24 protein-coding genes are annotated in these 25,056 nt (G+C 61.6%); 13 read left to right on the top strand and 11 right to left on the bottom strand.

From position 1 onward, the window contains the following. Positions 1-15 precede the first annotated feature (15 nt). The 5 genes from DNK49_RS12145 to acs form a co-directional block, all read right to left on the bottom strand. Complete coding sequence (locus DNK49_RS12145; RefSeq protein WP_110524874.1) at positions 16-2,190, bottom strand: exonuclease domain-containing protein; 2,175 nt, start codon at positions 2,188-2,190, stop codon at positions 16-18. A gap of 3 nt (positions 2,191-2,193) precedes the next feature. Further along, positions 2,194-2,562 carry a response regulator transcription factor gene (locus DNK49_RS12140; protein WP_110524872.1) on the bottom strand — a complete coding sequence of 123 codons (369 nt, stop codon included), beginning with the start codon at positions 2,560-2,562 and terminating at the stop codon, positions 2,194-2,196. Positions 2,563-2,582: 20 nt separating this feature from the next. Continuing rightward, positions 2,583-5,333, bottom strand: coding sequence for a sensor histidine kinase (locus tag DNK49_RS12135; RefSeq protein ID WP_110524871.1), 2,751 nt, complete (start codon positions 5,331-5,333; stop codon positions 2,583-2,585). Between the two features lie 13 nt (positions 5,334-5,346). Then, on the bottom strand, positions 5,347-5,544 hold the full coding sequence (locus DNK49_RS24635) for a hypothetical protein (protein WP_243632347.1): 198 nt from the start codon (positions 5,542-5,544) through the stop codon (positions 5,347-5,349). A 201-nt stretch (positions 5,545-5,745) separates the two neighbouring features. Then, positions 5,746-7,710 (bottom strand): acetate--CoA ligase, encoded by a 1,965-nt coding sequence (acs, locus tag DNK49_RS12125; RefSeq protein ID WP_110524867.1) that lies wholly within the window; start codon positions 7,708-7,710, stop codon positions 5,746-5,748. A 238-nt stretch (positions 7,711-7,948) separates the two neighbouring features. Between acs and DNK49_RS12120 the strand changes: the two genes are divergently transcribed. From DNK49_RS12120 to DNK49_RS12110, 3 genes are all read left to right on the top strand, one after another. After that, positions 7,949-9,481, top strand: a complete 1,533-nt coding sequence (locus DNK49_RS12120; RefSeq protein ID WP_110524865.1) for a fumarate hydratase — start codon at positions 7,949-7,951, stop codon at positions 9,479-9,481. 204 nt (positions 9,482-9,685) lie between these two features. Then, positions 9,686-10,147: a MarR family winged helix-turn-helix transcriptional regulator gene (locus DNK49_RS12115; RefSeq protein WP_165843316.1), complete on the top strand. Its 462-nt coding sequence runs from the start codon at positions 9,686-9,688 to the stop codon at positions 10,145-10,147. Then, positions 10,144-11,391, top strand: a complete 1,248-nt coding sequence (locus DNK49_RS12110; protein ID WP_207806961.1) for a multidrug effflux MFS transporter — start codon at positions 10,144-10,146, stop codon at positions 11,389-11,391. Before DNK49_RS12115 ends, DNK49_RS12110 begins: the two co-directional genes overlap by 4 nt. 108 nt (positions 11,392-11,499) lie before the next feature. Here the strand turns inward: DNK49_RS12110 and DNK49_RS12105 are convergent, their stop codons facing one another. Continuing rightward, positions 11,500-11,799, bottom strand: a complete 300-nt coding sequence (locus tag DNK49_RS12105) for a hypothetical protein (protein WP_110524861.1) — start codon at positions 11,797-11,799, stop codon at positions 11,500-11,502. A gap of 249 nt (positions 11,800-12,048) precedes the next feature. On the opposite strand from DNK49_RS12105, the gene DNK49_RS12100 reads away from it, so the two are divergent. From DNK49_RS12100 to DNK49_RS12055, 10 genes are all read left to right on the top strand, one after another. Next, positions 12,049-12,474: a c-type cytochrome gene (locus DNK49_RS12100; RefSeq protein WP_110524859.1), complete on the top strand. Its 426-nt coding sequence runs from the start codon at positions 12,049-12,051 to the stop codon at positions 12,472-12,474. Between the two features lie 45 nt (positions 12,475-12,519). Further along, positions 12,520-13,899 (top strand): cbb3-type cytochrome c oxidase subunit I, encoded by a 1,380-nt coding sequence (locus tag DNK49_RS12095; protein ID WP_110524857.1) that lies wholly within the window; start codon positions 12,520-12,522, stop codon positions 13,897-13,899. A gap of 139 nt (positions 13,900-14,038) precedes the next feature. Further along, positions 14,039-14,641 (top strand): cytochrome c oxidase subunit 3 family protein, encoded by a 603-nt coding sequence (locus DNK49_RS12090; protein ID WP_110524855.1) that lies wholly within the window; start codon positions 14,039-14,041, stop codon positions 14,639-14,641. Continuing rightward, positions 14,628-14,963 carry a cytochrome C oxidase subunit IV family protein gene (locus DNK49_RS12085; RefSeq protein WP_243632340.1) on the top strand — a complete coding sequence of 112 codons (336 nt, stop codon included), beginning with the start codon at positions 14,628-14,630 and terminating at the stop codon, positions 14,961-14,963. The genes DNK49_RS12090 and DNK49_RS12085 overlap by 14 nt, the downstream gene beginning before the upstream one ends. Continuing rightward, positions 14,960-15,775: a CbbQ/NirQ/NorQ/GpvN family protein gene (locus tag DNK49_RS12080; RefSeq protein WP_110524851.1), complete on the top strand. Its 816-nt coding sequence runs from the start codon at positions 14,960-14,962 to the stop codon at positions 15,773-15,775. The genes DNK49_RS12085 and DNK49_RS12080 overlap by 4 nt, the downstream gene beginning before the upstream one ends. 14 nt (positions 15,776-15,789) lie before the next feature. Continuing rightward, positions 15,790-16,197 carry a magnetosome magnetite crystal formation protein family gene (locus DNK49_RS12075; RefSeq protein ID WP_110524849.1) on the top strand — a complete coding sequence of 136 codons (408 nt, stop codon included), beginning with the start codon at positions 15,790-15,792 and terminating at the stop codon, positions 16,195-16,197. Further along, positions 16,148-17,212: a 4Fe-4S binding protein gene (locus DNK49_RS12070; RefSeq protein WP_110524847.1), complete on the top strand. Its 1,065-nt coding sequence runs from the start codon at positions 16,148-16,150 to the stop codon at positions 17,210-17,212. Before DNK49_RS12075 ends, DNK49_RS12070 begins: the two co-directional genes overlap by 50 nt. 3 nt (positions 17,213-17,215) lie before the next feature. Continuing rightward, positions 17,216-19,135, top strand: coding sequence for a nitric oxide reductase activation protein NorD (locus DNK49_RS12065; RefSeq protein WP_110524845.1), 1,920 nt, complete (start codon positions 17,216-17,218; stop codon positions 19,133-19,135). Between the two features lie 4 nt (positions 19,136-19,139). Beyond that, entirely contained in the window at positions 19,140-19,904 is a 765-nt protein-coding gene (locus DNK49_RS12060) for a Crp/Fnr family transcriptional regulator (RefSeq protein WP_110524843.1), read from the top strand. Positions 19,905-20,514: 610 nt separating this feature from the next. Continuing rightward, positions 20,515-21,132 carry a hypothetical protein gene (locus tag DNK49_RS12055; protein WP_110524841.1) on the top strand — a complete coding sequence of 206 codons (618 nt, stop codon included), beginning with the start codon at positions 20,515-20,517 and terminating at the stop codon, positions 21,130-21,132. Between the two features lie 144 nt (positions 21,133-21,276). On the opposite strand, the gene DNK49_RS12050 is transcribed toward DNK49_RS12055, so the two are convergent. The 5 genes from DNK49_RS12050 to DNK49_RS24630 all read right to left on the bottom strand — a co-directional run bounded on the left by DNK49_RS12050 (position 21,277) and on the right by DNK49_RS24630 (position 24,890). Further along, entirely contained in the window at positions 21,277-21,855 is a 579-nt protein-coding gene (locus DNK49_RS12050; RefSeq protein ID WP_110524839.1) for a peroxidase-related enzyme, read from the bottom strand. 54 nt (positions 21,856-21,909) lie between these two features. After that, positions 21,910-22,893 carry an acrylyl-CoA reductase (NADPH) gene (acuI, locus tag DNK49_RS12045; RefSeq protein ID WP_110524837.1) on the bottom strand — a complete coding sequence of 328 codons (984 nt, stop codon included), beginning with the start codon at positions 22,891-22,893 and terminating at the stop codon, positions 21,910-21,912. 42 nt (positions 22,894-22,935) lie between these two features. After that, positions 22,936-23,571 (bottom strand): acrylate utilization transcriptional regulator AcuR, encoded by a 636-nt coding sequence (acuR, locus tag DNK49_RS12040; protein ID WP_110524835.1) that lies wholly within the window; start codon positions 23,569-23,571, stop codon positions 22,936-22,938. A 378-nt stretch (positions 23,572-23,949) separates the two neighbouring features. Then, positions 23,950-24,402 carry a GNAT family N-acetyltransferase gene (locus DNK49_RS25145; protein WP_110524833.1) on the bottom strand — a complete coding sequence of 151 codons (453 nt, stop codon included), beginning with the start codon at positions 24,400-24,402 and terminating at the stop codon, positions 23,950-23,952. Further along, the gene (locus DNK49_RS24630; RefSeq protein ID WP_243632339.1) at positions 24,399-24,890 is read right to left on the bottom strand and encodes a site-specific integrase; all 492 of its coding nucleotides are present in this window, start codon (positions 24,888-24,890) and stop codon (positions 24,399-24,401) included. The genes DNK49_RS25145 and DNK49_RS24630 overlap by 4 nt, the downstream gene beginning before the upstream one ends. Between the last annotated feature and the right edge of the window lie 166 nt (positions 24,891-25,056).

Genomic DNA, 25,056 nt, shown 5'->3' with positions numbered 1-25,056 from the left:
GCACCTGGCGCTGCATCAGTACTTGATCCGGGCGTAGTAGGTCTTCTCGGCAGCTTCGCGGGCCTCACGCAAAGTGCGGATGCCTTTCTCCGCCAGCAAAGGCAGCAGTTTCAGGAATACCTCGGCGGTCACAATGGCATCGCCCAATGCGGTATGCCGGCCGACGATGGTCAGACCCAGGCGCTCGGCAATCGCCTCGAGACGATGCGACTCCTGATTGGGATGAATGACCGCCGACAGCAGCAGGGTGTCGAGCACCGGCTGATCGAAACGCAGGCCGGTCACCCCCTCCTTCAGCTGCAGGAAACGCATGTCGAAAGCGGCATTGTGGGCGATCAGCACAGTATCGGTGGCAAAGGCGTGAAATGCCGGCAACACCTTGTCTATGGTGGGTTGATCGCGCAGCATGTCCTGGGTGATACCGTGGATCTTGGCGGACTCGGCAGACAGCATGCGGCACGGGTCGACCAGTTGTTCGAAAGACTCGTTGCGCAGCAGCTTGCCATTGAGGATGCGGGTTGCTCCGATCTGGATGATCTCGTCACCCTGCGACGGATTGAGGCCGGTGGTTTCGGTATCAAACACCGTATAGACCAGCTCGCTCAGCAAGCGGTCGTCGAGCGCATGAGACTTTTCCGACCATTTGAACAGATCGAAATCGTAGTATTCCGGACGGCTCTCGCCACGCAGGAAGGTTTCGGCCTGGACCTGCTCCTGCGGCAGCGCAGACGGAATGAGGATGCGGAAGAAGGCACGGTGGCGGACTTTCTCGCGCTCCAGCCACATCTCGCCATCGTGGCGCTCGATGACGTCGCGCACGGTCAGGGGGCTGCTCTCGCCATCGAACTGCATGGGTTCGAGTTCCCAGCTCATGACGGTTTCGGTGCTCATCGCCTGACCGGACCAGATCAGATCCAGATGCACCAGTCGGCCGGCACTGGTGAGGCGGAAGCGAACCTCCCTCACTTCGAACTCGTCGGACAGGCGGCTGGCCAGGTAGGTGATGGCCTGCATCAGCGAGAAGCTGTCCACCTTGACCCACAGGGATTCGTCGACCTCCTCGATCTTGGTGGGCAGCTTGATACGCTGCTCGACCTGTCGCTTCATCGCGGCAATGAGGTCAGCCCCAAGCATCTCCTCCAGTGGCCAGCGCGCCTTCAGCGAATCGGCAAACTCGTTGGCCGTCTGATCCAGACGCCGGCTCATCGCCTGCACCTCGTCACGGATCACGGTGCGGAAACGCTCCTTGAGCTCGTCCTGCAGATCCGGGTACTCCAGCATCTCGGCCGCAGCACGCACATTGGCCAGCGCCGCACGGTTGCCCTCGGTCAGCGTGTGCAGCATCTGATCGCGGCGCGATTCGTTCTCGAAGTTACGGGTGATGTTGTCCAGCATCAGAATGAAGCCGGTCATGCTGCGCTCACCCGCCTCCGCAGTCTCTCCGCCACCGCTGAGCACGGGCGCCATCTGCACGCGCAACAGCTGCCCGGCCCGCGTGGTGGTGACGAAGTTGGCCACCGGTTGCGTCCCCTCGCGCTTGAGCCGCTGGTGGATGGTTTCCAGCGCATGGCTGACCAGATTGCGCTCGAACACGCCGTAGATGGAGCGTCCCAGGCCGATCAGTTCGCCACCGCCCGCGACCCCAGGGGTATCGGACAAGGCGCGGAACTGCGCACGGGCACGGCTGTTGTACAGCAGGATGCGGCCATCGAGATTGCACACGACGACGCTCTGGGTCAGCTCGGACATCAACGCGGCAAGCCGGTTCTTTTCGGCCTCGACCGACTCCTTGGCGCGCGCGATCTGCGCTTCGACATCGTTCATCAAGCCATCACGCTGCTCTGCCAGCTCGTTGACCGCGGCAGCCAGCGCACAGACCTCGGGCGGCCCCTCGGGCATCACCCGGAAACCGAAGTTTGCCCCCAGCATCAGCCGCAGGTTCTCGGCCATGCGCAACAGGCCTTGAACATATTGCCGGAACAGGTTGCGCAACACCGCAACCCCCAGTCCGAACCCGATCACCGTCATCATGGTGCCCAGCGGCAGATGCGGCGAGATGACCTCGAGCAGGCGCTCACGATCTGCGCCTTCGGTCCCCGCCCATACCAGGACCGCAGTCAGGATGAAGGGGCCGGTCATCAGGAGTCCCAGCACGACCATGGCCAGGATGAAGCGAACGCGCGCCGACATCGCTCACACCTCCAGCATGACACGTACCCTTTCCACCAGCTCCTTGGTCGAGAACGGCTTGGTCATATAGGCATCGGCACCCAGTGCCAATCCCTTGCTGACCTCGGTATCACGCCCCTTGGCGGTCAACATCAAGACCTTGATCGACTGCAGATCCGGGTCGGATTTGAGCTCCTGACACACTTCAAAGCCGTTCTTCTTCGGCATCATCACATCGAGCAGCACCAAGTCCGGGCGGAAAGCGCGCACTTTGTGCACCCCCTCCTCGCCATCATTGGCCACCTGAACGTCGAAGCCCTCCCGCTTCATCAGGAACTCGAGCGAAATGACGATGTTAGGCTCGTCGTCAACAATCAGTATCTTTCTCGTCATGCAATCCCTCCCCTCTCACCTTATTCTATGCCATCCACCGTTTCGGCAGATGGTCTGGGTAACACGAAGGAAAACGTTGCCCCTTCGCCGGGTACCGAGCTGACCCACAAGCGCCCGCCAAAATGCTCGACGATCTGCTTGCTGATCGGCAGCCCCAGGCCAGTGCCCTGCGGCCGCCCCCTGGCCTCTTCGCCCTGCCTGAACTTCTCGAACACGACCTGTTGCTGCTCGGGGGTGATACCGGTTCCATTGTCCGCCACGTCGACCCGGATCTGACGGTCATCGCTTGCCAGCGTCACCACAACATGGCCGCGGCCTTCGGGCACGAACTTGGCCGCATTGGACAGCAGATTGATCATGACCTGCAGCAAACGGTCGTGATCCGCCCGCAGCACCGGCACCTGCTCCGCCAGGCGGGACTCGACCACCGCTCCGCGGTCGCGGAACAACTGCGCCGTGGTATCAATGGCATGATTGACCAGCTCCCGCATGTCCACGTCCGAATTATGCCATTCAGCGTGCCCCGACTCGATCTTGGCCAGGTCCAGCACCTGATTGACCAGACGCGTCAGACGCTCGGTCTCGGAGACGATGATGCCCAGGAAGCGCTTGCGCGTCGCCAGCTCGATCCTGGGATCCTCCAGCATCATTTCCGAAAGCGCCCTGATCGAAGTCAACGGCGTGCGCAACTCATGCGTGACCGATGACATGAAGTCGTCCTTGAGCCGGTCGAACTCCTTCAACTGCAGATTGGCCGCCCGCAGTTCGCGGGTTGCGGCCTCGAGTGCGAGCGATTTCTCCTCCAGTTGGTGCGAATAGGCCCTGACTTGCGAGGCTTCATCGAGGATGTTCATGACCTCGTCCAGCCCGAGCGGTTCTTCCTTGACCACCGTGGACACCATGACCCGGGCCGACGCACTGCCAATGGCACCGGCCAGCAACTTCTCGGCAAAATTGACCAGTTCGGGATCGGCTTTGAGTTGGTCGACCGACTGCAGGCCATGCGAGCGTGCATACTGGCCGAAGGCTTCTTCGGTACGTTGCTGTCCAAGGAAACGCGCAACCAGCGGCAACAACTCGCCCACCTCCGCCCCACCGCGCCAGAAGCTGGCCGGGCTGGCGCTTCCGCTGCGGAAGACATCGACAAACAAGGTCGCCTGGCTGGCCTCTGCACCGGTCGGCGAGCGCAGCAGCGACACACTGACGTAACAGGCGATGTTCGCCAGTAGACTCCAGAATAGTGCGTGGCTCAGGCTATCGAGCGAATCCAGCCCAAACAGCTGCTCGGGACGCAGCCATTCGATGCCAAGCGGCCCCACCGACAGGAAACTGGCATCCAGCCACCCCGACTTGACGAAGGACGGCAGCATCAGGGTGTAGCCCCACACCAGAAAACCCGCCAGCAAGCCTGCGAAAGCACCATCACGGGTGCCATTTCGCCAGTACATCCCCCCGAGCATCGCCGGCGCAAACTGGGCTACCGCCGCGAAACTGATGAGGCCAATACTGACCAGCGCGTAAGCCTCACCCGCCAGCCGGAAGTAGAGATACCCCAGCAGCAATACGATCACGATGGCACTGCGCCGGATCAACAACAACAGACCGGTCAGATCGCGCCGGTCGTCATGCGCCAGGCCGCCACGACGCAATAGCAAGGGCATGACAAGGTCGTTGCACACCATGGTCGATAGCGCGATGGTCTCGACGATGACCATACCGGTAGCTGCCGACAGACCACCGATGAACACCAGCAGCGCCAGAGCGGTCTGATCATGCACCAGCGGCAAGGTCAGCACGAAGGTATCGGGATCCACCGTACCCTGACCAAAATGCAGCAAGCCACCCAGGGCAATCGGCAGCACGAACAGATTGATTGCCAGCAAGTAGGCCGGAAACAACCAGCTTGCACGACGCAGGTGTTGCTCGTTGACGTTCTCCACCACTGCAATCTGGAACTGTCGCGGCAGGAAGATGATGGACAGCATCGCCAGCAGCATCAGCGAGAACCAGCCTCCATATCCCGCTTGCCCGGCACCATCGAAGCTCAGCAGCCGGGTCAGCTCGGGCACTGCCATTGCACGCGCGTAGATGTCGGCCACCCCGTCGTACAGGATGTAGGTGACATAGACGCCAACCGCGAGAAAGGCCAGCAGCTTGATCACCGACTCGAAGGCGATCGCAGCCACCATGCCCTCGTGGCGTTCGGTGGTGTCGAGATGACGGGTACCGAACAGGATGGTGAAGGCCGCGAGCGTCAGCGCAATGTATAGCGTGCTGTCCTCCAGCCAGCCGCCGGCGTGCTGGGCACGGAAGTGGCTGTCATGATCGCCGGTCAGCAAGGCGTAGCCGGTGGAAATCGCCTTCAACTGCAGCGCAATGTAAGGTACGGTACCGACGACCGCGATGATCGTAACCAGGCCACCCAGCAAGTGGCTTTTACCGTAGCGCGAGGCGACAAAGTCGGCAATCGAGGTAATGCGGTGCGTCTTGGCGATGCGGATCATCTTCAGCACCACCAGCCACGACAGCGCCAGCCCCAGCGTCGGCCCCAGATAGATGGGCAGGAACCAGATACCACCGGAGGCGGCACGCCCCACGCTGCCGAAGTAGGTCCACGCCGTGCAATACACCGCCAGAGAAAGCGAATAGACCCACGGATTGGCGATGACGGAGCGCCCCTGATCCGCCCGTCGATCACCAAAATAGGCGACCGCAAACAGCAGCAGCAGGTAGGCGAAAGAGGCGCCGACGATGACGCTGCCCGACAGCATCAGCGGCTCCGGCTCATCGACTGCCCCGCTCGGCGATCCACGCCATCAGCGCAATCACGCCACACCACGCGACAAAAACGCCGACATGCAGCAAAGGCAGGCCAAAGACCTGCAGGTCGCGGTCGAACAGGGACAAAAATGGAAAATTGAACAGGACGATGCCGACCAGAAATACGGCGACAAGTCGTTGACCGGCAAGACCCTTGCGCATCATGCACCTCGATGATGTCGTCGTTGCCTGGATTATAGCGAAGTGGCGTGCCCGCTCTTGACGGCGTTCATGCACGCACCACGCATCGATAAGAGGCGCGTCTGACGCGCGCCTTCTTTCCCCTCACCCGGATCCGGCTACGTGGCCGGATCGTCTCCTGTTATTCATGTTGCGGAACGCGCATCGCGTTCCGCAGGCACATCACCCTTTCAACTGCTCGAGGATGGCCGGGTTTTCCAGCGTCGAGGTGTCCTGGGTGATCTCTTCACCCTTGGCCAGCTGACGCAGCAGGCGACGCATGATCTTGCCGGAACGGGTCTTGGGCAGGTTCTCGCCAAAACGGATGTCCTTCGGCTTGGCGATGGGCCCGATCTCGTGGCCAACCCAGTTCTGCAGTTCCTTGATCATGGCCTTGGCTTCTTCGCCAGTGGGGCGATTGCCCTTGAGCACGACGAAAGCGACGATGGCCTCGCCGGTCAGGTCGTCAGGACGGCCCACTACAGCGGCTTCGGCAACCTTCTCGTGCGCCACCAGCGCGGATTCGATTTCCATCGTACCCATGCGGTGACCGGAAACGTTGAGCACGTCGTCGATACGGCCGGTAATGGTGAAATAGCCGGTTTCCTTGTCGCGGATCGCACCGTCACCAGCCAGGTAGAGCTTGCCCTGGAAGTCGGCCGGATAGTACGACTTCACGAAGCGGTCGGGATCGCCCCAAATGGTACGGATCATCGACGGCCACGGACGCTTGACCACCAGGATGCCGCCCTGCCCCCAGGGCACTTCGGTACCGGTCTCATCGACCACCGCAGCCTGGATGCCGGGGAACGGCAGGGTGCACGAACCCGGAATCAGCGGCGTGGCGCCCGGCAGCGGGGTGATCATGTGGCCACCGGTTTCGGTCTGCCAGAAGGTATCGACGATCGGGCAACGGCCGCCACCGACATTTTCGTAGTACCACTCCCAGGCTGCCGGGTTGATCGGCTCACCCACCGAACCCAGGATACGCAGGCTGGAGAGATCGTACTTCTTGGGGTGAATCGCTTCGTTGTTGTCGGCCGCCTTGATCAGCGAACGGATCGCGGTCGGTGCGGTGTAGAACACGGAAACCTTGTGGTCCTGGATCATCTTCCAGAAACGGCCGGCATCCGGGTAGGTCGGCACGCCTTCGAACACGATCTCGGTGGTGCCGCAGGCGAGCGGACCGTAGGTGATGTAGGTATGGCCCGTGACCCAGCCGATGTCGGCGGTGCACCAGAAGACATCGTCCGGCTTGATGTCGAAGGTGTACTTCATGGTCAGCACTGCGTGCAGCAGGTAGCCGCCGGTAGAGTGCTGAACGCCCTTGGGCTTGCCCGTGGAGCCGGAGGTGTAGAGCAGGAACAGCGGATGCTCGGCTTCGACCCATTCCGGTTCGCACACGTCGGACTGGCTGGCCACGACATCGTGGTACCAGCTGTCACGGCCGGCTTCCATCGCGCAATCGGCGCCGGTGCGCTTGACCACGATGACATTCTTGAGACATTCGCAACCGCCCATGCCAAGCGCTTCGTCAGCAATCGGCTTCAGCGGGAGTGCCTTGCCACCGCGGAACTGGCCGTCGGAGGTGATCAGCGCCACCGCACCGGCGTCGCTGATGCGGTCACGCAGCGCCTGGGCGGAGAAGCCACCGAACACGATCGAATGGGTCGCACCGATACGGGCGCAGGCCTGCATGGCAACGATGCCTTCGATCGACATCGGCAGGTAGATGACGACGCGGTCGCCCTTCTTGATGCCCATCGCGCGCAGTGCGTTGGCGAACTTGGACACACGACCCAGCAGATCCTTGTAGGTGACGCGGGTCACTTCGCCGCTGTCGGCTTCGAAGATGATCGCGACCTTGTCGCCCAGGCCGTTGTTGACCTGGCGGTCGAGGCAGTTGTACGAAACGTTCAGCTTGCCATCCGCAAACCACTTGAAGAACGGAGCATTGCTCTCGTCCAGCACCTGGGTGAAAGGCACCTTCCAGTCGAGCAATTCACGGGCATTGCGCGCCCAGTAACCTTCGTAGTCGTCCTCCGCCTCCTTGCACAGGGCCCGGTAGGCCTCCATGCCGGACACCGCAGCGTTCTTCATCGACGCTTCCGACGGGTTGTAAATGCGGACTTGCTGTTCGTTGGACATGCTCACCTCTCCTCAACTGATCAAATGGTTGAAGCTGACCCGGGACGGGTCGACTGGTTGAATCCAGTCTGTATTCTGTCGCGGTCCGACCGCGGAATGGACAGCATTGAATAACACCTATCTTACACAGGACTTACACATCCTGTCAGCGACTCGTATTCGCGGCGAGTGCTAGAATTGCATGCTGCATTACGCACCTGCATTCCACATTTCATCCCAGTTACTCCGGAGATCCAGCATGACCGTAATTCGCGAAGAAGACCTCATCCAGTCCGTCGCGGATGCTTTCCAGTACATCAGTTACTACCATCCGCTCGATTACATCAAGGCACTCGGTGAGGCCTACGAGCGCGAGGAAAGCCCCGCTGCCAAGGACGCCATTGCCCAGATCCTGACCAACTCGCGCATGTGCGCCGAAGGTCATCGCCCGATCTGCCAGGACACCGGCATTGCCGTCGTCTTCCTCAAGGTGGGCATGGATGTGCGCTGGGATGCGAAGATGAGCGTGCAGGAGATGGTCAATGAAGGCGTGCGCCGCGCCTACAACCATCCGGATAACAAGCTGCGCGCCTCGGTGCTGCTCGACCCGGCGGGCAAGCGCCAGAACAGCAAGGACAACACCCCGGCGGTGATCCACTACGAGATCGTCCCCGGCCATCATGTCGAAGTGATCTGTGCCGCCAAGGGCGGCGGCTCCGAGAACAAGTCGAAGATGGTCATGCTGAACCCGTCCGACTCCATCGTCGACTGGGTCCTCAAGACCGTCCCGACCATGGGCGCCGGCTGGTGTCCGCCCGGGATCCTCGGCATCGGTATCGGCGGCACGCCCGAAAAGGCGATGCTGCTCGCCAAGGAATCCCTGATGGCGCCAGTGGACATCCACGAACTCAAGGCCAAGGCCGCATCCGGCGCCACGCTCAGCCGTGTCGAGGAACTGCGCCTGGAACTGATGGAAAAGGTCAATGCACTGGGCATCGGCGCACAAGGCCTCGGTGGCCTGACCACCGTGCTCGACGTCAAGATCATGGATTACCCGACGCATGCGGCCTCGCTGCCAGTGGCGATGATCCCCAACTGTGCGGCCACTCGCCATGTGCACTTCCACCTCGACGGCTCCGGTCCCGCCAAGCTCGAGACGCCCAAGCTGGAAGACTGGCCGCAGGTCACCTGGAAGGCCGACACCAATGTCGCAACCCGGGTGAACCTCGACACCCTGACCAAGGAAGAGGTCGCGTCCTGGAAACCGGGTCAGATTCTGCTGCTCAACGGCAAGATGCTGACCGGCCGCGATGCCGCTCACAAGCGCATTCAGGACATGCTGGCCAAAGGCGAGAAACTGCCGGTGGACTTCACCAACCGCGTGATCTACTACGTTGGCCCGGTCGATCCGGTACGCGACGAGGTGGTCGGCCCGGCGGGCCCCACGACCGCAACCCGCATGGACAAGTTCACCCGCATGATGCTGGAACAGACCGGGCTGATCTCGATGATCGGCAAATCCGAACGTGGCCCTGTGGCCATCGACGCCATCCGTGACAACAAGTCGGCCTACCTGATGGCAGTGGGCGGCTCGGCCTACCTGGTATCGAAGGCGATCAAGGAAGCCAAGGTTGTGGGCTTTGCCGACCTGGGCATGGAAGCGATCTACGAGTTCACCGTCGAGGACATGCCGGTGACCGTAGCGGTCGACTCGACCGGCACCAGCGTACACAACACCGGCCCGAAGGAATGGCAGGCCCGGATCGGCAAGATCCCCGTCAGCGTCGCCTGATCAATCTACGCGCAACATCCAGCCCGGCCCGAAACAGCCGGGCTTTTTTTCGTCCCGACCTCTCACCCAAGCAGATACCCGCACAGGCATTGTCGACTTCCAGCTACACTCCGTGACTAAATTGCTTTCCAGAAAGCAATTTAGTCACATAAAATGACGCCCATGAAACAACGATGCCGAACCCGCTGCGAAGACATGCTGACCATGACCGCAGCCACTTTTCCCGAGATCGACACACCGGGCATGCGCCTGATCACGCGCCTGTTCCGTCTGCGCGACCTGATCTTCGAGAATGCCTTGCGGGAGATGGACCATTTCGGGCTTTCGCAAGCGGAGTACGCCGTCATGGCGACGCTACGCAAGAGCCCTGCCCCGCATGAATTGCGCCCGGCCGATATCTGCAAGGGCATGCTGCTGAGCTCCGGCGGGCTGAGCAAGGTCGTCCACGGTCTGGAGCATCGTGGACTGGTCGAACGCCGGGACGCCGACGAAGACCGCCGTGGCAGTCTGGTACGACTGACATCAACCGGCATTGCACTTGCCGAACAATCGATGAAGGCGGTGATCGGCAGCGATATCGCGCTACTGCAGCGTGTCGCAGATACCGATCAGCTTGAAGCGCTTGCCGAGGCCCTGCGTCCGTTTACCGAGGCCCTGGACCGATGAGCTCAAACCTTCCCGACCTCCAGCCACAAACGACCACCATCCAAGGCCGCTCGCCGATGGGCTTTACAGAGTTTGTCGGCTTCATCGCAGCCTGCATGGCGCTCAATGCCCTGGCAATCGATGTCATGCTGCCCACCCTGCCCCTGCTGACAGCAGACTTCAGCCTGGCAGATGCCAATCAAAGCCAGTCGGTCATCGCCGTGTATCTGCTCGGCATGGGCGCATCGCAGTTGTTCTACGGTCCGCTATCGGATCGCTTCGGCCGGCGACCGGTGCTGATCGGTGGCTTGATCCTGTTTGCAGTGGCAGGCTTGCTATCGACGCTGGCGACCAGTTTCTCCGCGCTGCTTGCCGCGCGCCTGCTGCAAGGCATTGGTGCCGGCGCTCCGCGCGTGGTCGCCATCTCGCTGGCGCGCGACAAATATTCGGGTGCGCAGATGGGACGGGTCATGTCGCTGGCAATGATGGTGTTCATGGCGGTTCCCATCCTGGCACCGTCGATTGGCCAGTTGATCCTGCTGGTCGCGCCCTGGCGCTGGGTTTTTGCTGCACTGGTCATCGCTGGCGCCGCGGTATTGGCATGGGCGCTGCTGCGCCTGGAGGAGTCCCTGCAGCAGGCGCATCGGCGGCCAATCTCGGCCCGTTCGATCCTGTCGGCCTATCGTCACACGTTGGGCAGCCGCATTGCGGCCGGCTACATGCTGGCACTCGGCCTCATCATGGGCGCGCACATGGGATTCATCACCTCGGCACAGCAGATCTTCGTCGATGTGTTCGATGCCGGGCGCAGCTTCACCGTGCTGTTCGCCATCGTCGCGCTGTCGATGGCAGTGGCGGCATTTACCAATTCGCGTCTGGTGCATCGCTTTGGCATGCGCAGGCTGAGTCTGGTAGGTCTGTCTGCCATGCTGGTACTCAATCTGGCACATCTGGCCCTGGCAATGGCCGGTCATGAGAGCCTGCTTGCCTTCATGCTGTTGCAGGGCGGCAGCGTATTCATTTTCGGCTTTCTGGCATCCAACCTGAACACGCTCGCAATGGAACCAATGGGCCACATTGCAGGCACCGCGTCATCCATGATCGGATTCTGCACCACCGTTGGTGGCGCCCTGATCGGGCTGGGAATAGGCCAGTTGTTCGACGGCAGCGTCGCCCCGCTGCTGGCCGCCTATGTCGTACTGGCCCTGATCGCACTGGTCATCACTGTTTACACCGAGCGGCCAACAAAACCCGACGCTTGCTGAGCACGCTCATCCACGTGGCGGCCAGCGTCCCACACATAAAAAAGCCCGATCCATCGATCGGGCTTTTTTGTTGAATGCGGCCTTCCTGACGGACTGCGCGAAACAGCCTCAGCGCCGCCAGATTCGGCTCAGTGAGGACAGTGCGCCATCCACGCTGCGATTCCTGGGAAGCAAAGGCTCGAGGTCGTGCAGATACTTGTCGCCCAGCGCATTCAGGCTCCGGTACGACTCGGCGCTGAGCATGCAGCGTTCGAAACAGGCCATTTCGGCATTGAACGCGCCCAACACCGCACCCAGCCCGATGAGTTCATCAGCATCCGAAGCCAGGGCGTAGATGTCCCCAACCCACAGTTGCCCCTGGGTGCCGAAAAGATTGTCTGCGTCATTCCACACTGCCTGTTGAATCATCTCTGGCCTCCTGCGCACCGAAAAACCGAATCGCATGAAATTGTGGGCACGATAGTCCCATGGAGCACGCCGTGGCACGAGGACAAAAGTCACGAACGCCCGCCTTTCCGTCATCGTCCGCGGTATTCGACCTGTCCGGCATTTTTTGATTCACATCATGGAGCGGGCTGCGGCTGACAAACAGAATCCGCCTACCCAGCAACGCTTCACCCAATTTGGACATAACGAGACAAACATGAGGAGTACTCCATGAGCGGCATATTCAGCAAGGCAATGGCGCGCAACATCTTCTACGGGGGCACGGTGTTCTTCTTCCTGCTCTTCCTTGCGCTGGTCTATGACACCGAGCGCGAACTTCCCACGCGTGACAACCGCCAGAACCTGAGCGCGGAAGTCATCGCCGGCAAGAAGATCTGGGAGACGCGCAACTGCATCGGTTGCCACAGCCTGCTCGGCGAAGGCGCCTACTTCGCGCCCGAACTCGGCAACGTCTATCCCCGCCGCGGCCCCGAGTTCATCAAGGCCTGGATGCAGTCGCAACCGACCGGCGCCCCAGGGCGGCGCCAGATGCCGAACTTCCATCTCAGCGACGAAGAGCTCGACAACCTTGTGGCCTTCCTCAAGTACAGCTCCGAGATCAACACCGCCAACTGGCCGCCCAACATCGAGGGTTGAGTCGCGAACCGACTCGACATCCCGACAGGACTTAAGGGGATATACATGCAATACAAATCACAAGCGGTCGCCATGCCCTACTTCATCGCGGCGATCGGGCTGTTCGTGGGGCAGATCATTTTCGGACTGATCATGGGCCTGCAGTATGTGGTCGGTGATTTCCTGTTTCCGGAAATCCCGTTCAATGTCGCCCGCATGGTGCACACCAACCTGCTGATCGTGTGGCTACTGTTCGGCTTCATGGGCGCGGCCTACTATCTGGTACCGGAGGAAACCGAAACCGAACTCTACAGCCCCAAGCTGGCGCTGATCCTGTTCTGGGTCTTTCTCGTTGCCGGTGCGCTGACCGTGCTCGGCTACCTGTTTGTGCCCTACGCCACACTCGCCCAGGCGACCGGCAATGACCTGCTCGCGACGATGGGGCGGGAGTTTCTGGAGCAACCCCTGCCGACCAAGCTCGGCATCGTGGTGGTGGCGCTCGCCTTCCTGTTCAACATCAGCATGACCATGCTCAAGGGCCGCAAGACCGCGATCAGCATGGTGCTGTTGCTCGGTCTGTGGGGGCTGGCGATCTTCTTCCTGTTCTCGTTCTACAACCCGCACAATCTGGTCAAGGACAAGTTCTACTGGTGGTTCGTGGTGCACCTGTGGGTGGAAGGCGTGTGGGAACTGATCCTGGCTGCGCTGCTTGCCTTCGTGCTGATCAAGGTCACCGGGGTGGACCGCGAGGTGATCGAGAAGTGGCTGTACGTGATCATCACCCTGGCGCTGGTGACCGGCATCATCGGTACCGGCCACCACTACTACTGGATCGGTGCGCCGGAATACTGGCAGTGGTGGGGTTCGATCTTCTCCGCACTGGAGCCGATCCCGTTCTTCGCCATGACCGTGTTTGCCTTCAACATGGTGAACCGCCGCCGCCGCGAGCATCCGAACAAGGCCGCCGTGCTGTGGGCCCTGGGTACCGGCGTGATGGCCTTCCTGGGGGCGGGCGTGTGGGGCTTCCTGCATACGCTGGCACCGGTCAACTTCTACACTCACGGCACCCAGATCACCGCGGCGCATGGCCACATGGCGTTCTACGGCGCCTACGTGATGGTGGTGATCACCATCATCAGCTATGCCATGCCGCTGCTGCGCGGCCGCGCGGCCAACTCGGAGAAGGCCCAGGTGCTGGAGATGTGGAGCTTCTGGCTGATGACGATCGCGATGGTCTTCATCACCCTGTTCCTGACTGCCGCCGGCATCCTGCAAGTCTGGCTGCAGCGTGTATCCGACACACCGATGTCGTTCATGACCGCGCAGGACCAGGTCGCGCTGTTCTACTGGATGCGCGAATGGGCCGGCGTCGTGTTCTTCATTGGTTTGCTGACCTACCTCGCAAGCTTCTTCGTCAAGGGCGAGGCCAAGGCGGTCGCCAGCTGACTCCGATGTCTCTCCGGTTTCACCTGACAAGCAGGTGAAAGGATTGGGGCGGCGAGAGCCGCCCCTTTTTTTGTCAGCTTTCTCACAAATTGTCCCGAATCAAGGCTTGCGGGACGCAGCCTTCCTAGACTCCACTCTCATGAATACCGCATCTGCAACCGCCCTCACCCCGGCCCCGCCTGCAGCGCAGTACCGCCTGGCGGGCGACCTTGCGATCTGGATCTTCATCCTGGCCGAGTTGCTTGCCTTCGGCGTGTTCTTTTCTGCCTACGCCTTCACCCGCGCCCATCACGTCGAGCTCTTCGATGCCGAGCAGCGAGCCCTGCATCGCGATGTGGGCGCACTCAACACCGCACTGCTACTCACCGCCAGCTATTTTGTCGTGCGCGCGGTACAGGCCGCCGAGCGCTTCGCCGCGCGTGCGTCGTCCCACTGGCTGCTCGGCGCGATGGTCTGCGGGGCCGGCTTCATCGTGCTCAAGCTGTTCGAATATGGCGCGGCCTTCGACCAGGGCGTAAGCCTGTCGAGCAGCCCCTTTCACATGTTCTATCTGTCGCTGACCTTCTTTCATTTCATGCATGTCATCCTCGGCATGGTGATCCTCGCCGCGCTGTGGTTCGGCGCCCGCGCCGGGCGTTACCAGCCTGGCGACATGAACGGCATGGAGACAGGCGCCGCCTACTGGCACATGGTCGATCTGGTGTGGCTGATCCTTTTCCCGCTCGTCTATGTCATCCACTGATCCTCGCCCGGCGGCCTTTCCCGCCCACGCCACACCGCCGCCCGCGCAGCCGATGCACGGCAGCGCGGCACGCGCCACCCTGCTATGGCTTGTGCTGGTCGCTGCCACGCTGCTCACTTGGGCGGTGGGTGAGCGTGGCAGTGCCGGCCCCCATGTGGCCGCCCTCCTTGCCGTGGTGTCGTGCGTCAAGGGCGGCATGGTGATCCTCGATTTCATGGTCTTGCGCCACGCACCGCCAATGTGGCGCGCCCTCACCCTGGGCTGGCTGGTGCTGACCTGGGCGCTGATCGGTCTTGCTTACTGGAACGGAATGCCCACATGAAGAACGACCTCCCTCCCGAGTCCGCCCTGCAGCCGGACGCCCCCTTTTACCAGCCGGCTGGCGATGAGATCACGATCTTTGAGCAGGCCTGGCGCAACCACCTGCCGCTGCTGATCAAGGGCCCCACCGGCTGCGGCAAGACCCGCTTCGTCGCCCACATGGCCGCACGGCTCGGCTTGCCGCTGTACACCGTGGCCTGTCACGACGACCTGACTGCCGCCGACCTCGTCGGCCGTCACTTGATTGGCGATGGCGAGACGGTGTGGTGCGACGGCCCGCTGACCCGCGCGGTGCGCGAAGGCGGTATCTGCTACCTCGACGAAGTGGTCGAGGCGCGCAAGGACACCACCGTGGTGCTGCATCCACTGGCCGACGACCGCCGCCTGCTGCCGATCGACCGCACCGGCGAGTTGCTGCAGGCGCCGCCCAGTTTCATGCTGGTGGTGTCGTACAACCCGGGTTATCAGAACCTGCTCAAGGGGATGAAGCCCTCCACCCGCCAACGCTTCGTCAGCCTGCGCTTCGATTTCCCCACCTCCGTGCGCGAGGAGGCGATCCTGCGCGGCGAGACCGGCTGCGATGCCGACCTCGCCCGCCGCCTCGTCAACATTGCCGGCGCCCTGCGCGCGCTCAAGGATCACGATCTCGAAGAAGCGGCCAGCACCCGCCTGCTGATCTACGCTGCGCTACTGATCAAGGCCGGCATGGACCCCGTCGCTGCCTGCCGCGCCGCCGTCGTCGAGAGCCTGACCGACGACACCGAGATCGTCGATGCGCTGATGGAAGTGGTTTCCGCCACGTTCGGCCGCTGATCGGCACCGAATCGATGAACATCGAACGCAAGGACCCACTCACCCACCTGATGCCCGGCCCGCCAATCGCGGTCCTGGCCGAATCCCTTTTCCTGATCAACCTGATGCTGCTGCCTGGCCTGGCCTTCGTGCTGTTGTTGCTGTTGTGGTGGCGCTATCACGACCATGCCGACCCGCTGGTGCGCAATCACCTGCGCCAGACCGTGGTGACCTGCATCTGGGGCGGCGGCCTGCTGGTGTCGATCAGTGTCGCGATATTTGCGCTCGGCGGGCTCGACAACCCGTGGTCGTGGGTCATCGGCGTGCTGTACTTCGTCCTCTTTCACGCCGGCCTGATCTACCTCGGCGTCATGGGGCTGGTACGCGCGATCAATGGCCACAGTTGGCGCTATCCGCTGGTGGGTCCGCGTCGTGACGACTGAGCGGCCCAATCCCGCTCCGGCGTCCACCGCGCCACGCCGGATCATTCCGATTGCAGTCGCGGAGAACGTCAAACCACACTCGCTGCAGCAGCGTCGCGCGCTTTGCCAGGTGGGCTTCTTCGTGCTCTTCGTGCTCGCTCCGGTGTTCGATATCCTGCGCTACGACCTCGACGCCGGGCATGCCTGGTTCCTCGGTTTCGAATGGCATCTGGGGCTCGACGATTTCCTCGCCGGCCGCATCGGCGCGCTCGAGGCCGGCACAAACGTCATGCTGCGCCTTTTCCTGCCGTTGTTTGCCGGCGCGGGCGCCTTCATCTATATCGCCTGGCGCTGGGGCCGGCTGTATTGCGGCTGGCTGTGCCCGCACTTCTCCGTGGTGGAGACGATCAACAGACTGATGGTGCGTGCCTCGGGCAAGCCCAGCATCTGGGAGAAGGCCCCAATCACGCCTTGGCAACCCGACGGCACCCGGCGCACCCCCGACGCGCGCTGGTGGGGCGTCGTGATGCCGGCGGCAGTGGCCTTCGCCTTCACCTGGGCGGTGGTGTTCCTGACCTATCTGCTGCCCCCAGCCGAGGTCTACGGCAAGTTGATCAGCGGTGAGTTGACCCGTAACCAGACCCTCTTCATCGTCGCCGCCACCACAGCGCTGTCGATCGAGTTCCTGTTCGCACGCCATCTATTCTGCCGCTATGCCTGTGCAGTGGGGCTGTTCCAGAGCCTGGCCTGGATGAGCAACCCAAAGGCCATGGTGGTGGGTTTTTTCCGCGCGCGGGCGCGCGATTGCGCCACCTGCCTGCCGGAAAAGCAGTCCGCCTGCGACGCGGTGTGTCCGATGCGGCTGACCCCGCGCAACATCAAGCGCCACATGTTCACCTGCACCCAGTGTGCGCAATGCATCGACGCCTGCGCCGAAACCCAGCGCGTCAACCCCAATGGTCCGCTGCTGCAATGGGTCCAGGACGAAGCCGCCAGGCAGAACGAAGCCGGCTTTCGCGCCGGACGGGAGTGGTAAGTCATGGAAGAAGCTGTCGGCAAGATCTGGCATCGACTGATCACCCGCGCTGCCGGCGGCAGCCACCCGGCGGCAGCGGTCAGCCTGAAGCAGGTCGAGCGCACCGTCGGGGTGATGTTCCGCGCACTCGGCGGCGATGGCGGCCTGCGCGTGGCGGCCGCCACCGAGGACACCCACGGCGCCCGTCGCAGTTGGCTGGCACGGATTGCCGGCAGCGGCGAGAAGCTGGCCCGTGCCCGGATCGACGACGCCACCTTGCGCCTGCCACCGCAGATCGACGCCTTTCCCGATCCAGCCCTCAACCGCGAGCTTTACCTGTGGCTCGCGGCCCTGGCGGCGGCCCATGGCGAGCTGAACCACATCGCCACCGAGGCGATGTCGGACGACGACACACCTGCCGCACCAGACGCCGTCACCCGCGAGCTGCGCCGCAACCAGCACGCTACCTTGCACGTGCTGGCACGCTGGCCCGGCTTGGCATCGCGCTATCGCCGCATCGTCGCCGCCACGCTGGCGCAGCGCCCCGACCCGAACCGCATGCCCGCCGCCGAAGCCGCGCGCGAGCATGCTCTGCGCCGCGCGCTCGAACAGCCCGGCAGCGTGCTCGAACTGCCCACCGTGCCCGACCAGGCACCACCCTCGCAGCCCCTGCTGCCGTGGCTCGCCTGCCCTCAGCTGCAGGCGCCGGAACCGGTGCGCAGCGCCAGCCAGGGCGAAGACACAGGTCATGCGGTCGCCCCGTCCCATCCCGGCGAGGAAGAATCCGAGCGCCGCGCACACAAGGCCGAACGGGTGGACACGCCCGAACAGAAGCATGGCTTGCTGATGTTCTTCCGTGCCGAGAGCCTGCTGTCGGTGGCCGAATTCATCAAGGTCAATCGCAGCGAAGACGACGATCCCGACCCGAATGCCGCTGCAGCGGCCGCCAACCTCGACCAGCTTTCACTGACCTGCGACGGCGAGCGCACCGCATCAAAGATCCGCTTCGACCTCGATCTGCCCTCAGCAGCCGAGGACGACGTCGTACTCGGCGCCGGCATCCCGCTGCCCGAGTGGGACTACCGCAAGAAGCTGCTGCGCGAGGATCACGTCCGCCTGCTCGAGATGGCCGCCGCACCGGACGACCCGCGTGCGGCCCCGGCACCATTACCCGAGCACCTTCGCCGCACCGCGCGCCGGCTGCACCAGCAGTTCGCGCTGCTGCAGCCGGGCCGGCGCTGGATCAAGGGCCAGGTCGACGGCAGCGAGCTCGACGTCGACGCCGCCGTGCGCTCGACCACCGACCGCGCCTGCGGTCAGCAACCATCCGACCTGCTGTGGCTCACGCTGGAGAAGCGCGAGCGCGACATGGCCTGCCTTGCGCTCGCCGATCTGTCCCTGTCGACCGACACCTGGGTGTCGAGCGAGGCGCGCGTGATCGACGTGATCCGCGACAGCCTGTTGCTGTTCGGCGAGGCCCTGACCGCCACCGGCGACCGCTTCGCCCTGTGCGGCTTCTCGTCGGTCAAACGCAGCAATGTGCGCTTCCACCACCTGAAGGGCTTCGACGAGCGCTTCGACGACCGCGTCCGCGGCCGTGTGATCGGGATCAAGCCCGGCTACTACACCCGTCTGGGCGCGGCGATCCGTCATGCCACCGGCCTGCTCGACACCCAGAAAGTCTCACGCCGGGTGCTGCTGATCCTGTCCGACGGCAAGCCCAACGATCTCGATCTGTATGACGGTCGCTACGGCATCGAGGACACTCGCATGGCGGTGATCGAGGCCCGCCGCCGTGGCGTCGTGCCGTTCTGCGTCACCATTGACCGTGAAGGCGCCAGCTACCTGCCCCACCTGTTCGGCCCCAACGGCTTCGCCGTGATCCGCAAGCCCGACGAGCTTCCCGCCCGCCTGCCCATGTTCTACGCCCAGCTCACGAGGTGACCCCATGACCCGTTGCGAGCAGATCTGCCAGGATGCAACGACCGACGCGACAGCCTCCCACCCCCTGACACCCGGCTCGGACGCCGAAAGAATCGCCCGCCTGCTGTCCGCAGCCCCTTTGTTCTCCGGACTCGCCACCGGGGACATCTCACGCTTCGCGCACGGTGCACGCGAACTGACAGTGACAAAAGGCGACATCCTGTTTCATCGCGGCAACGCCTGCACGGGCTTTCACCTGGTCATTCGCGGCCAGATCAAGCTCGCCTTCATCTCCTCGGAAGGCAACGAGAAAGTGGTCGAAATCCTGCACCCGGGTCAAAGCTTTGGCGAAGCGGTCATGTTCATGGACAAGCCCTACGTGGTCATGGCGCAGGCCTTGACCGACGGTGAGCTGCTGCACATTTCCAAACAGGTCGTCTTCGACGAGATCGGCCGCGACCCCGCGTTTGCGCGGAAGATCATCGCGGGCCTGTCACGCCGGCTTCATCAACTTGTCGGCGACGTCGAGAGCTATTCCCTGCGCTCAGGCCGCGACCGCATCGTCGGCTATCTGCTGCGCGTGGAAGAAGGTGACAGCGACGAAGTCCACGACGGCCGCGTCTCGATCCGCCTGCCAACCAACAAGGGCACCATTGCCTCCCGTCTGAACCTGACCCAGGAGCATTTCTCGCGCATCCTGCACGAGCTGAGCGACGCCGGCCTGATCGAGGTGGAGGGCCGCACCATCCACATCCCCGACCTCACCCGTCTACGTGCAACGCTGACTTGAGCGAGCACCACGCACTCCGCCTTCCTTTTCAGTCGTTCAGCATAGGAATAACCGCCCCAGGCGAAACCGCCGTAAGGTCATCGACAAGAACAAGTGCGCCTCAATGCTCTCTTCCGGCCATCAATTTATACTGTTATCATATTCATAAATATTTCCTATCCAGCCTTTCAGCCCAAAGATAGCGATGAACCCCAACGTGACTTGACGCATGTTCACGTCTCGATGTTCCGATCCTCACCTATTGATTACAAATTGCAGAGGTAGCAATGGCGTCGGAAAACGATACTGCAACTGTCAGGAAGATGATTGAGTCCTTCTATCAGATCGCAAACATTCCCCTCCCTGCAAACTTGCAGGTCAATGAGCGAGTTTCCGAAATTTTCGGTGTCATGCTGAGTGAAACACAAAAATGCTCTGAAGCCTTTGCATGGGTTCCAACACCGCCTAGCGGTCGCGCAACGATTTCCTGGCTAGCAACCCAGCTCGGTAGAGGACTTTTCGATCATCACAGATCGCGGCTATCGTTCGCTTGCGCGCGAGGGGTCATTCGCAGTTGGCACCGGGAGCTTGAAATGGCGTCACTTGGATTTGCATCAAGGAGTGCCCCCGCATGGGGCTGATTCGAATGCTCGGAAATCGCGTCTGGCTCTTACTCTCATGCGCCATGTTGTGCAACTCTGTCGCAGCCAGTACCGTCGCACTGGAAACACGGCCCTGGCCAACGGAGCAACGGTGCGATTCCTGCGTGACCATTCAGTTCATCACAATGGAATTCAAACTACCGCTGCATATGATCGGCAGGGTGCTTGATACGGGTGGTGACGGCCTGCATATCCTGCCTCCATCCGAAGCGCCTCAACAGGGGGTTCTCCTCCTCGCTGTTCCGACGGCAAAACTACTTGGACGGTATGAGCAGAGCGGACTTCTGGAGGGGCTCGACATCAAGACGAATGAACAACTCTTTGATGCTCTCGGAGCCGCCCCCGGATCGAACAAGTCCTTGACCGTACTGCGAAGGATTGAGGGGATAGACACGGCGAGCAGATACTACAAGGTATCGCGAGACTCGGTTCACGCCTACTGGATTCAATCACCCGAACCGGGCGGCTCGCAAAACATCTACGTCGTCATCAACGATGACGAGACGGTCTATCTTCTTTCTGGAGACATCACTCAAGAATTCCTCGATACCGTGCTGTCGAATCTACGCGTTGTCGAGCTGCCTTGAGCAGAAACTGCCCACACTGAAGACCGGGGTCCAGTGGAACAACACAACGACCATCAGGAACTCAACAAGCACATCATGCATGCAAGACATGCAACACCTTGCCCCTGCCCGGTCGTCGTATCGTCACATGGAACACCCAGCACCTCACCGCCCGAGTGCGTAGAACTCCGCATTGGGTCGCATGCTCGTCACGTTGGCAAGGCGGTTGGACATGCCGAAGAAGGCCGAAATGCCCGCGATATCCCAGATGTCATCTTCAGTGAAATCGTGCGCTTTCAAGGCTTCGAAGTCGGCCTCACCCACCAGATGGGCGGTCTGTGAAACCTTCATCGCGAAATCCAGCATGGCCTTCTGACGCTCAGTAATGTCAGCCTTGCGGTAGTTGGTGGCGACCTGATCCGCGATGAGGGGATTCTTGGCCCGGATACGCAGGATGGCGCCATGCGCGATCACGCAATATTGGCACTGGTTCGCACCGCTCGTCGCCACCACGATCATTTCGCGCTCGGCCTTGGTCAGATTTCCCGGCTTGTCCATCAAGGCGTCATGATAGGCAAAGAAGGCCCGGAACTCATCCGGGCGGTGTGCCAACGTCAGGAATACATTCGGGATGAAGCCAGACTTCTCCTGCACGGCGAGGATGCGGGCACGGATGTCTTCGGGCATGTCCTTCAGCTCGGGGACAGGGAAACGGCTTACGGCTGCGTGCTGCGCTTGGGTCATGCGGTTTTCCTTCGGATGATGAAACCGGATTCGGTTCTTGTTGTTGAGACGAACTTATCGATTGACGTCGACGACGACGCGGCCACGTACTTCACCCTTCAACAGCCTGTCGGCAAGCGGAATGGCCTCGGCCAGGCCGACCTCGCGGCTGATCTGCCCAAGTTTGGCCACATCCAGGTCAGTCGCCAGGCGCTGCCAGGCGAGCAAGCGATCGGCGCGCGGACACATCACGCTGTCAATGCCCACAAGCGTGATGCCACGCAGGATGAAGGGCGCAACAGTCGCGGGAAAATCCATGCCCGCGGCCAAACCGCAGGCCGTGACCACGCCCCGGTACTTCGTCGTCGCACACACATTGGCCAGCACGTGGCTACCGGCGACATCGACAGCACCCGCCCAGCGCTCCCTGCCCAACGGCTTGCCGGGCGACGAGAACAGCGCGCGATCCACGACTTCCACAGCACCCAAGGCTTTAAGGTAATCCGCATCCTGCGGTCGGCCAGTCGCTGCAACCACCGTATAGCCGAGCTTCGCCAGCACCGCGACAGCGACGCTGCCCACACCGCCCGCTGCGCCGGTGACGAGAATCTCGCCGTCCTGCGGCTTGATGCCATGCCGCTCCAGCGCCAGTACGCACAGCATCGCGGTATAGCCCGCGGTACCGATTGCCATGGCTTGCTGCGGGGAGAATGCCGCGGGCAAGGGCACCAGCCAGTCGCCGTTCAAGCGCGCCTTCTGCGCCAATCCACCCCAATGCCCCTCGCCAACCCCCCAGCCATTGAGCACCACCGCATCGCCGCTGCGGTAATCCGGATGAGTGCTGTCCTCGACCATGCCCACCAGGTCGATGCCGGGGACCATTGGAAACTTGCGCACCACCGGCCCCTTGCCGGTCATGGCAAGACCATCCTTGTAGTTGATCGTCGAGTGGCTGACCCGGACCGTCACATTGCCTTCGGGTAACTGCGCCTCATCAAGCGTCTGGACGCTCGCGCGGTAACCGGACTCATCCTTCTCGATCAGGATTCCCTTGAACATCGCCCCCCCTTTAGACCGATCGTCTATGAAAAAACAAAAAAATTACGACGCAGCCAAACCGGCAAAAAACAGCCCTGAAAAAATCTCGAGTGGTTTCGCACTGCGTTCGAGTTTGGCCCGCAGGACTGCGCCTTCCCAGCCGATCCAGAAGAAGGCGGCAAGTTGCGCAGTATCGGCGTCAGACACCAACTCGCCAGCGCCCTGCGCTTCGGCGAGGCAGCTTGCAAAGCGCGCCTGCCAGTCTTCGAAGGTGCCTCTGAGTCGAAGCCGGAAACTCTCTGGAAGCGCGCCCATCTCCTGGCCCAGATTGCCGATCAGGCAACCACGACGGAATTCGTACCGTGCCATGCCCTCCTGCGCATCGACAACGAACGCGCGCAGGCGATTGAGCGGAGACAATGCCCGGTTACCCAGGTGACGATCCAGTTTGCGGGCGAAGAACACGCCATAACGCTCGATCAACGCGAGGCCGTAGGCCTCCTTGCTATCGAAGTAGTGATAGAAGGAACCCTTCGGCACCCCGACACGGCCAAGGATCTCTTCTATCCCGGTCGCGGAGAAACCCTTTTCGGTCAGCGCTTCCACCCCCGCGCGCAACAACAGTTCGCGGGTGTCAGCATGATCTTCGCGCAACTTGGGTGGCCTGCCACGACGACGAGAAACGGCGTTTGATTCCATCGCCACATATTAGACCAGTCGTCTCAATAAACACAACAGCCATTGCTGAGCAGGGGAGAAACAACCCCGTCTTGGGGAATCCCACGCTCAGCGGGAAAAACCGGCTGCGCGATCACGATCTAACCTTACTCATTAGGCTGGGCCGATGCGCGGTGCGTGGCATGCACTGCTTTAGCCGGCGTTGTTCAGGCAGAGTGAGGCCACTTGATTTGAACTTTTCGACGCTGTGCAAGACAGTCAGAGCCTCGATTCGATCTTCAATCGCTTTCGCAAACTCGTAGGCATTGGAGCACATGACGTAGAGTCGTCTAACGACACCATAAACGACGCGAGCTTGCGAGCGTCCGGTACCCACAGGGCACGTATTTATCGGCCTTGTTAGCGCACACTTTGACGAAGCTCCATTGGCTGATAAAGCACACCCTCTTTTTCGCCAGCGGAAGCGGACTCCACGAAGCCGAAACGCCTATAGACAGGTATGGCATTCAGAGACGACCTGACCGTGTATGTACAATTATCCAACAGCTTTGCCGCGTGCTCCCAGAGTAACCGCGCAATGCCTTGACCTTGATGCGACTCGACCACAAAGAGGTGATACAAATGCCCTGGCCGTTTGATTGAGATATACGCCACCACCTCGCCGTCGAGCTCATATACGTAGTTGTAGTAGTCATTGCTTGACAGGCGACCAAGGAACTCGGCTTCGCTATGGCTGCTAGCGAGCCAAGTCGGAATGGGCGCGTCCGGATCCCGCAAGTAGAACTTTGAAAGATCAGAGACCAAACTCCGCAGTCTTGGGGCATCGCTACGATTGGCTGTTCGTATACTCATAAGTCATCCTGCCGGTAACGAATAGGGTTTATGTCTCGCGGCACGCAGGCGGATTTGGAGTGGCTTTGCATGTTGCAAGGGATAAACCTTGTTGGACTAAACCGCCGGGCAAGTGGCGCTACCGGGGATTCTACGCCCGGCTCATGCACAATAGATAGAGAGAGTCGGTTTCGACGCGACCGACGAGATCGGCTCGCGTCGAAACGCTGCACACTTGGCCTGAGCAAACTTGGGCTGAGCAGCGTGTAGCGGTCCTTACCGCCTTTCCTCTCCGACACCCGCAACCCAGCCGCATACGCCACCATCAATAGTGTGCGCATGCGCAGATTCGCTGCGGCATCGAACAGTCGTGGCAACTCCTCGCAGGAGAGAATCTCCGGCTGGCGCTGTGGTGTATGCGCATCATGACACTTTTCTTTGAACACGGGGACGCCCCCGGTTTCAAGATAGACCGTCAGCACCCTGGTCATGAAAAGCACGGTCGGCATGTGAGCTGCCTGCCACCGCGTCAGCAGTTTAGTTCAACAGGCAGCTCCATCAGAGACATGATCCTTTATTATTAACCCGGCGCCTGGATATCGTGTTTCCGCTTGATCTGAGCCTGCTGTCGCAACTCACAGCCCTTCGACTCCGCTCAGGGCACGGGTAACAATC

The organism is Parazoarcus communis SWub3 = DSM 12120, from assembly GCF_003226565.1.
GTDB classification, from domain to species: domain Bacteria; phylum Pseudomonadota; class Gammaproteobacteria; order Burkholderiales; family Rhodocyclaceae; genus Parazoarcus; species Parazoarcus communis.
The sequence above is the reverse complement of the archived record's forward strand: the minus strand, read 5'-3'. Positions and strand labels throughout refer to the sequence as shown.

Bases quoted from the DNA above. Each gene is read 5' to 3' on its own strand.
- DNK49_RS12145 (WP_110524874.1), bottom strand. From the start codon at position 2,190: ATGTCGGCGCGCGTTCGCTTCATCCTGGCCATGGTCGTGCTGGGACTC.
- DNK49_RS12140 (WP_110524872.1), bottom strand. From the start codon at position 2,562: ATGACGAGAAAGATACTGATTGTTGACGACGAGCCTAACATCGTCATT.
- DNK49_RS12135 (WP_110524871.1), bottom strand. From the start codon at position 5,333: ATGCTGTCGGGCAGCGTCATCGTCGGCGCCTCTTTCGCCTACCTGCTG.
- DNK49_RS24635 (WP_243632347.1), bottom strand. From the start codon at position 5,544: ATGCGCAAGGGTCTTGCCGGTCAACGACTTGTCGCCGTATTTCTGGTC.
- acs (WP_110524867.1), bottom strand. From the start codon at position 7,710: ATGTCCAACGAACAGCAAGTCCGCATTTACAACCCGTCGGAAGCGTCG.
- DNK49_RS12120 (WP_110524865.1), top strand. From the start codon at position 7,949: ATGACCGTAATTCGCGAAGAAGACCTCATCCAGTCCGTCGCGGATGCT.
- DNK49_RS12115 (WP_165843316.1), top strand. From the start codon at position 9,686: ATGACCGCAGCCACTTTTCCCGAGATCGACACACCGGGCATGCGCCTG.
- DNK49_RS12110 (WP_207806961.1), top strand. From the start codon at position 10,144: ATGAGCTCAAACCTTCCCGACCTCCAGCCACAAACGACCACCATCCAA.
- DNK49_RS12105 (WP_110524861.1), bottom strand. From the start codon at position 11,799: ATGATTCAACAGGCAGTGTGGAATGACGCAGACAATCTTTTCGGCACC.
- DNK49_RS12100 (WP_110524859.1), top strand. From the start codon at position 12,049: ATGAGCGGCATATTCAGCAAGGCAATGGCGCGCAACATCTTCTACGGG.
- DNK49_RS12095 (WP_110524857.1), top strand. From the start codon at position 12,520: ATGCAATACAAATCACAAGCGGTCGCCATGCCCTACTTCATCGCGGCG.
- DNK49_RS12090 (WP_110524855.1), top strand. From the start codon at position 14,039: ATGAATACCGCATCTGCAACCGCCCTCACCCCGGCCCCGCCTGCAGCG.
- DNK49_RS12085 (WP_243632340.1), top strand. From the start codon at position 14,628: ATGTCATCCACTGATCCTCGCCCGGCGGCCTTTCCCGCCCACGCCACA.
- DNK49_RS12080 (WP_110524851.1), top strand. From the start codon at position 14,960: ATGAAGAACGACCTCCCTCCCGAGTCCGCCCTGCAGCCGGACGCCCCC.
- DNK49_RS12075 (WP_110524849.1), top strand. From the start codon at position 15,790: ATGAACATCGAACGCAAGGACCCACTCACCCACCTGATGCCCGGCCCG.
- DNK49_RS12070 (WP_110524847.1), top strand. From the start codon at position 16,148: ATGGCCACAGTTGGCGCTATCCGCTGGTGGGTCCGCGTCGTGACGACT.
- DNK49_RS12065 (WP_110524845.1), top strand. From the start codon at position 17,216: ATGGAAGAAGCTGTCGGCAAGATCTGGCATCGACTGATCACCCGCGCT.
- DNK49_RS12060 (WP_110524843.1), top strand. From the start codon at position 19,140: ATGACCCGTTGCGAGCAGATCTGCCAGGATGCAACGACCGACGCGACA.
- DNK49_RS12055 (WP_110524841.1), top strand. From the start codon at position 20,515: ATGGGGCTGATTCGAATGCTCGGAAATCGCGTCTGGCTCTTACTCTCA.
- DNK49_RS12050 (WP_110524839.1), bottom strand. From the start codon at position 21,855: ATGACCCAAGCGCAGCACGCAGCCGTAAGCCGTTTCCCTGTCCCCGAG.
- acuI (WP_110524837.1), bottom strand. From the start codon at position 22,893: ATGTTCAAGGGAATCCTGATCGAGAAGGATGAGTCCGGTTACCGCGCG.
- acuR (WP_110524835.1), bottom strand. From the start codon at position 23,571: ATGGAATCAAACGCCGTTTCTCGTCGTCGTGGCAGGCCACCCAAGTTG.
- DNK49_RS25145 (WP_110524833.1), bottom strand. From the start codon at position 24,402: ATGAGTATACGAACAGCCAATCGTAGCGATGCCCCAAGACTGCGGAGT.
- DNK49_RS24630 (WP_243632339.1), bottom strand. From the start codon at position 24,890: ATGCCGACCGTGCTTTTCATGACCAGGGTGCTGACGGTCTATCTTGAA.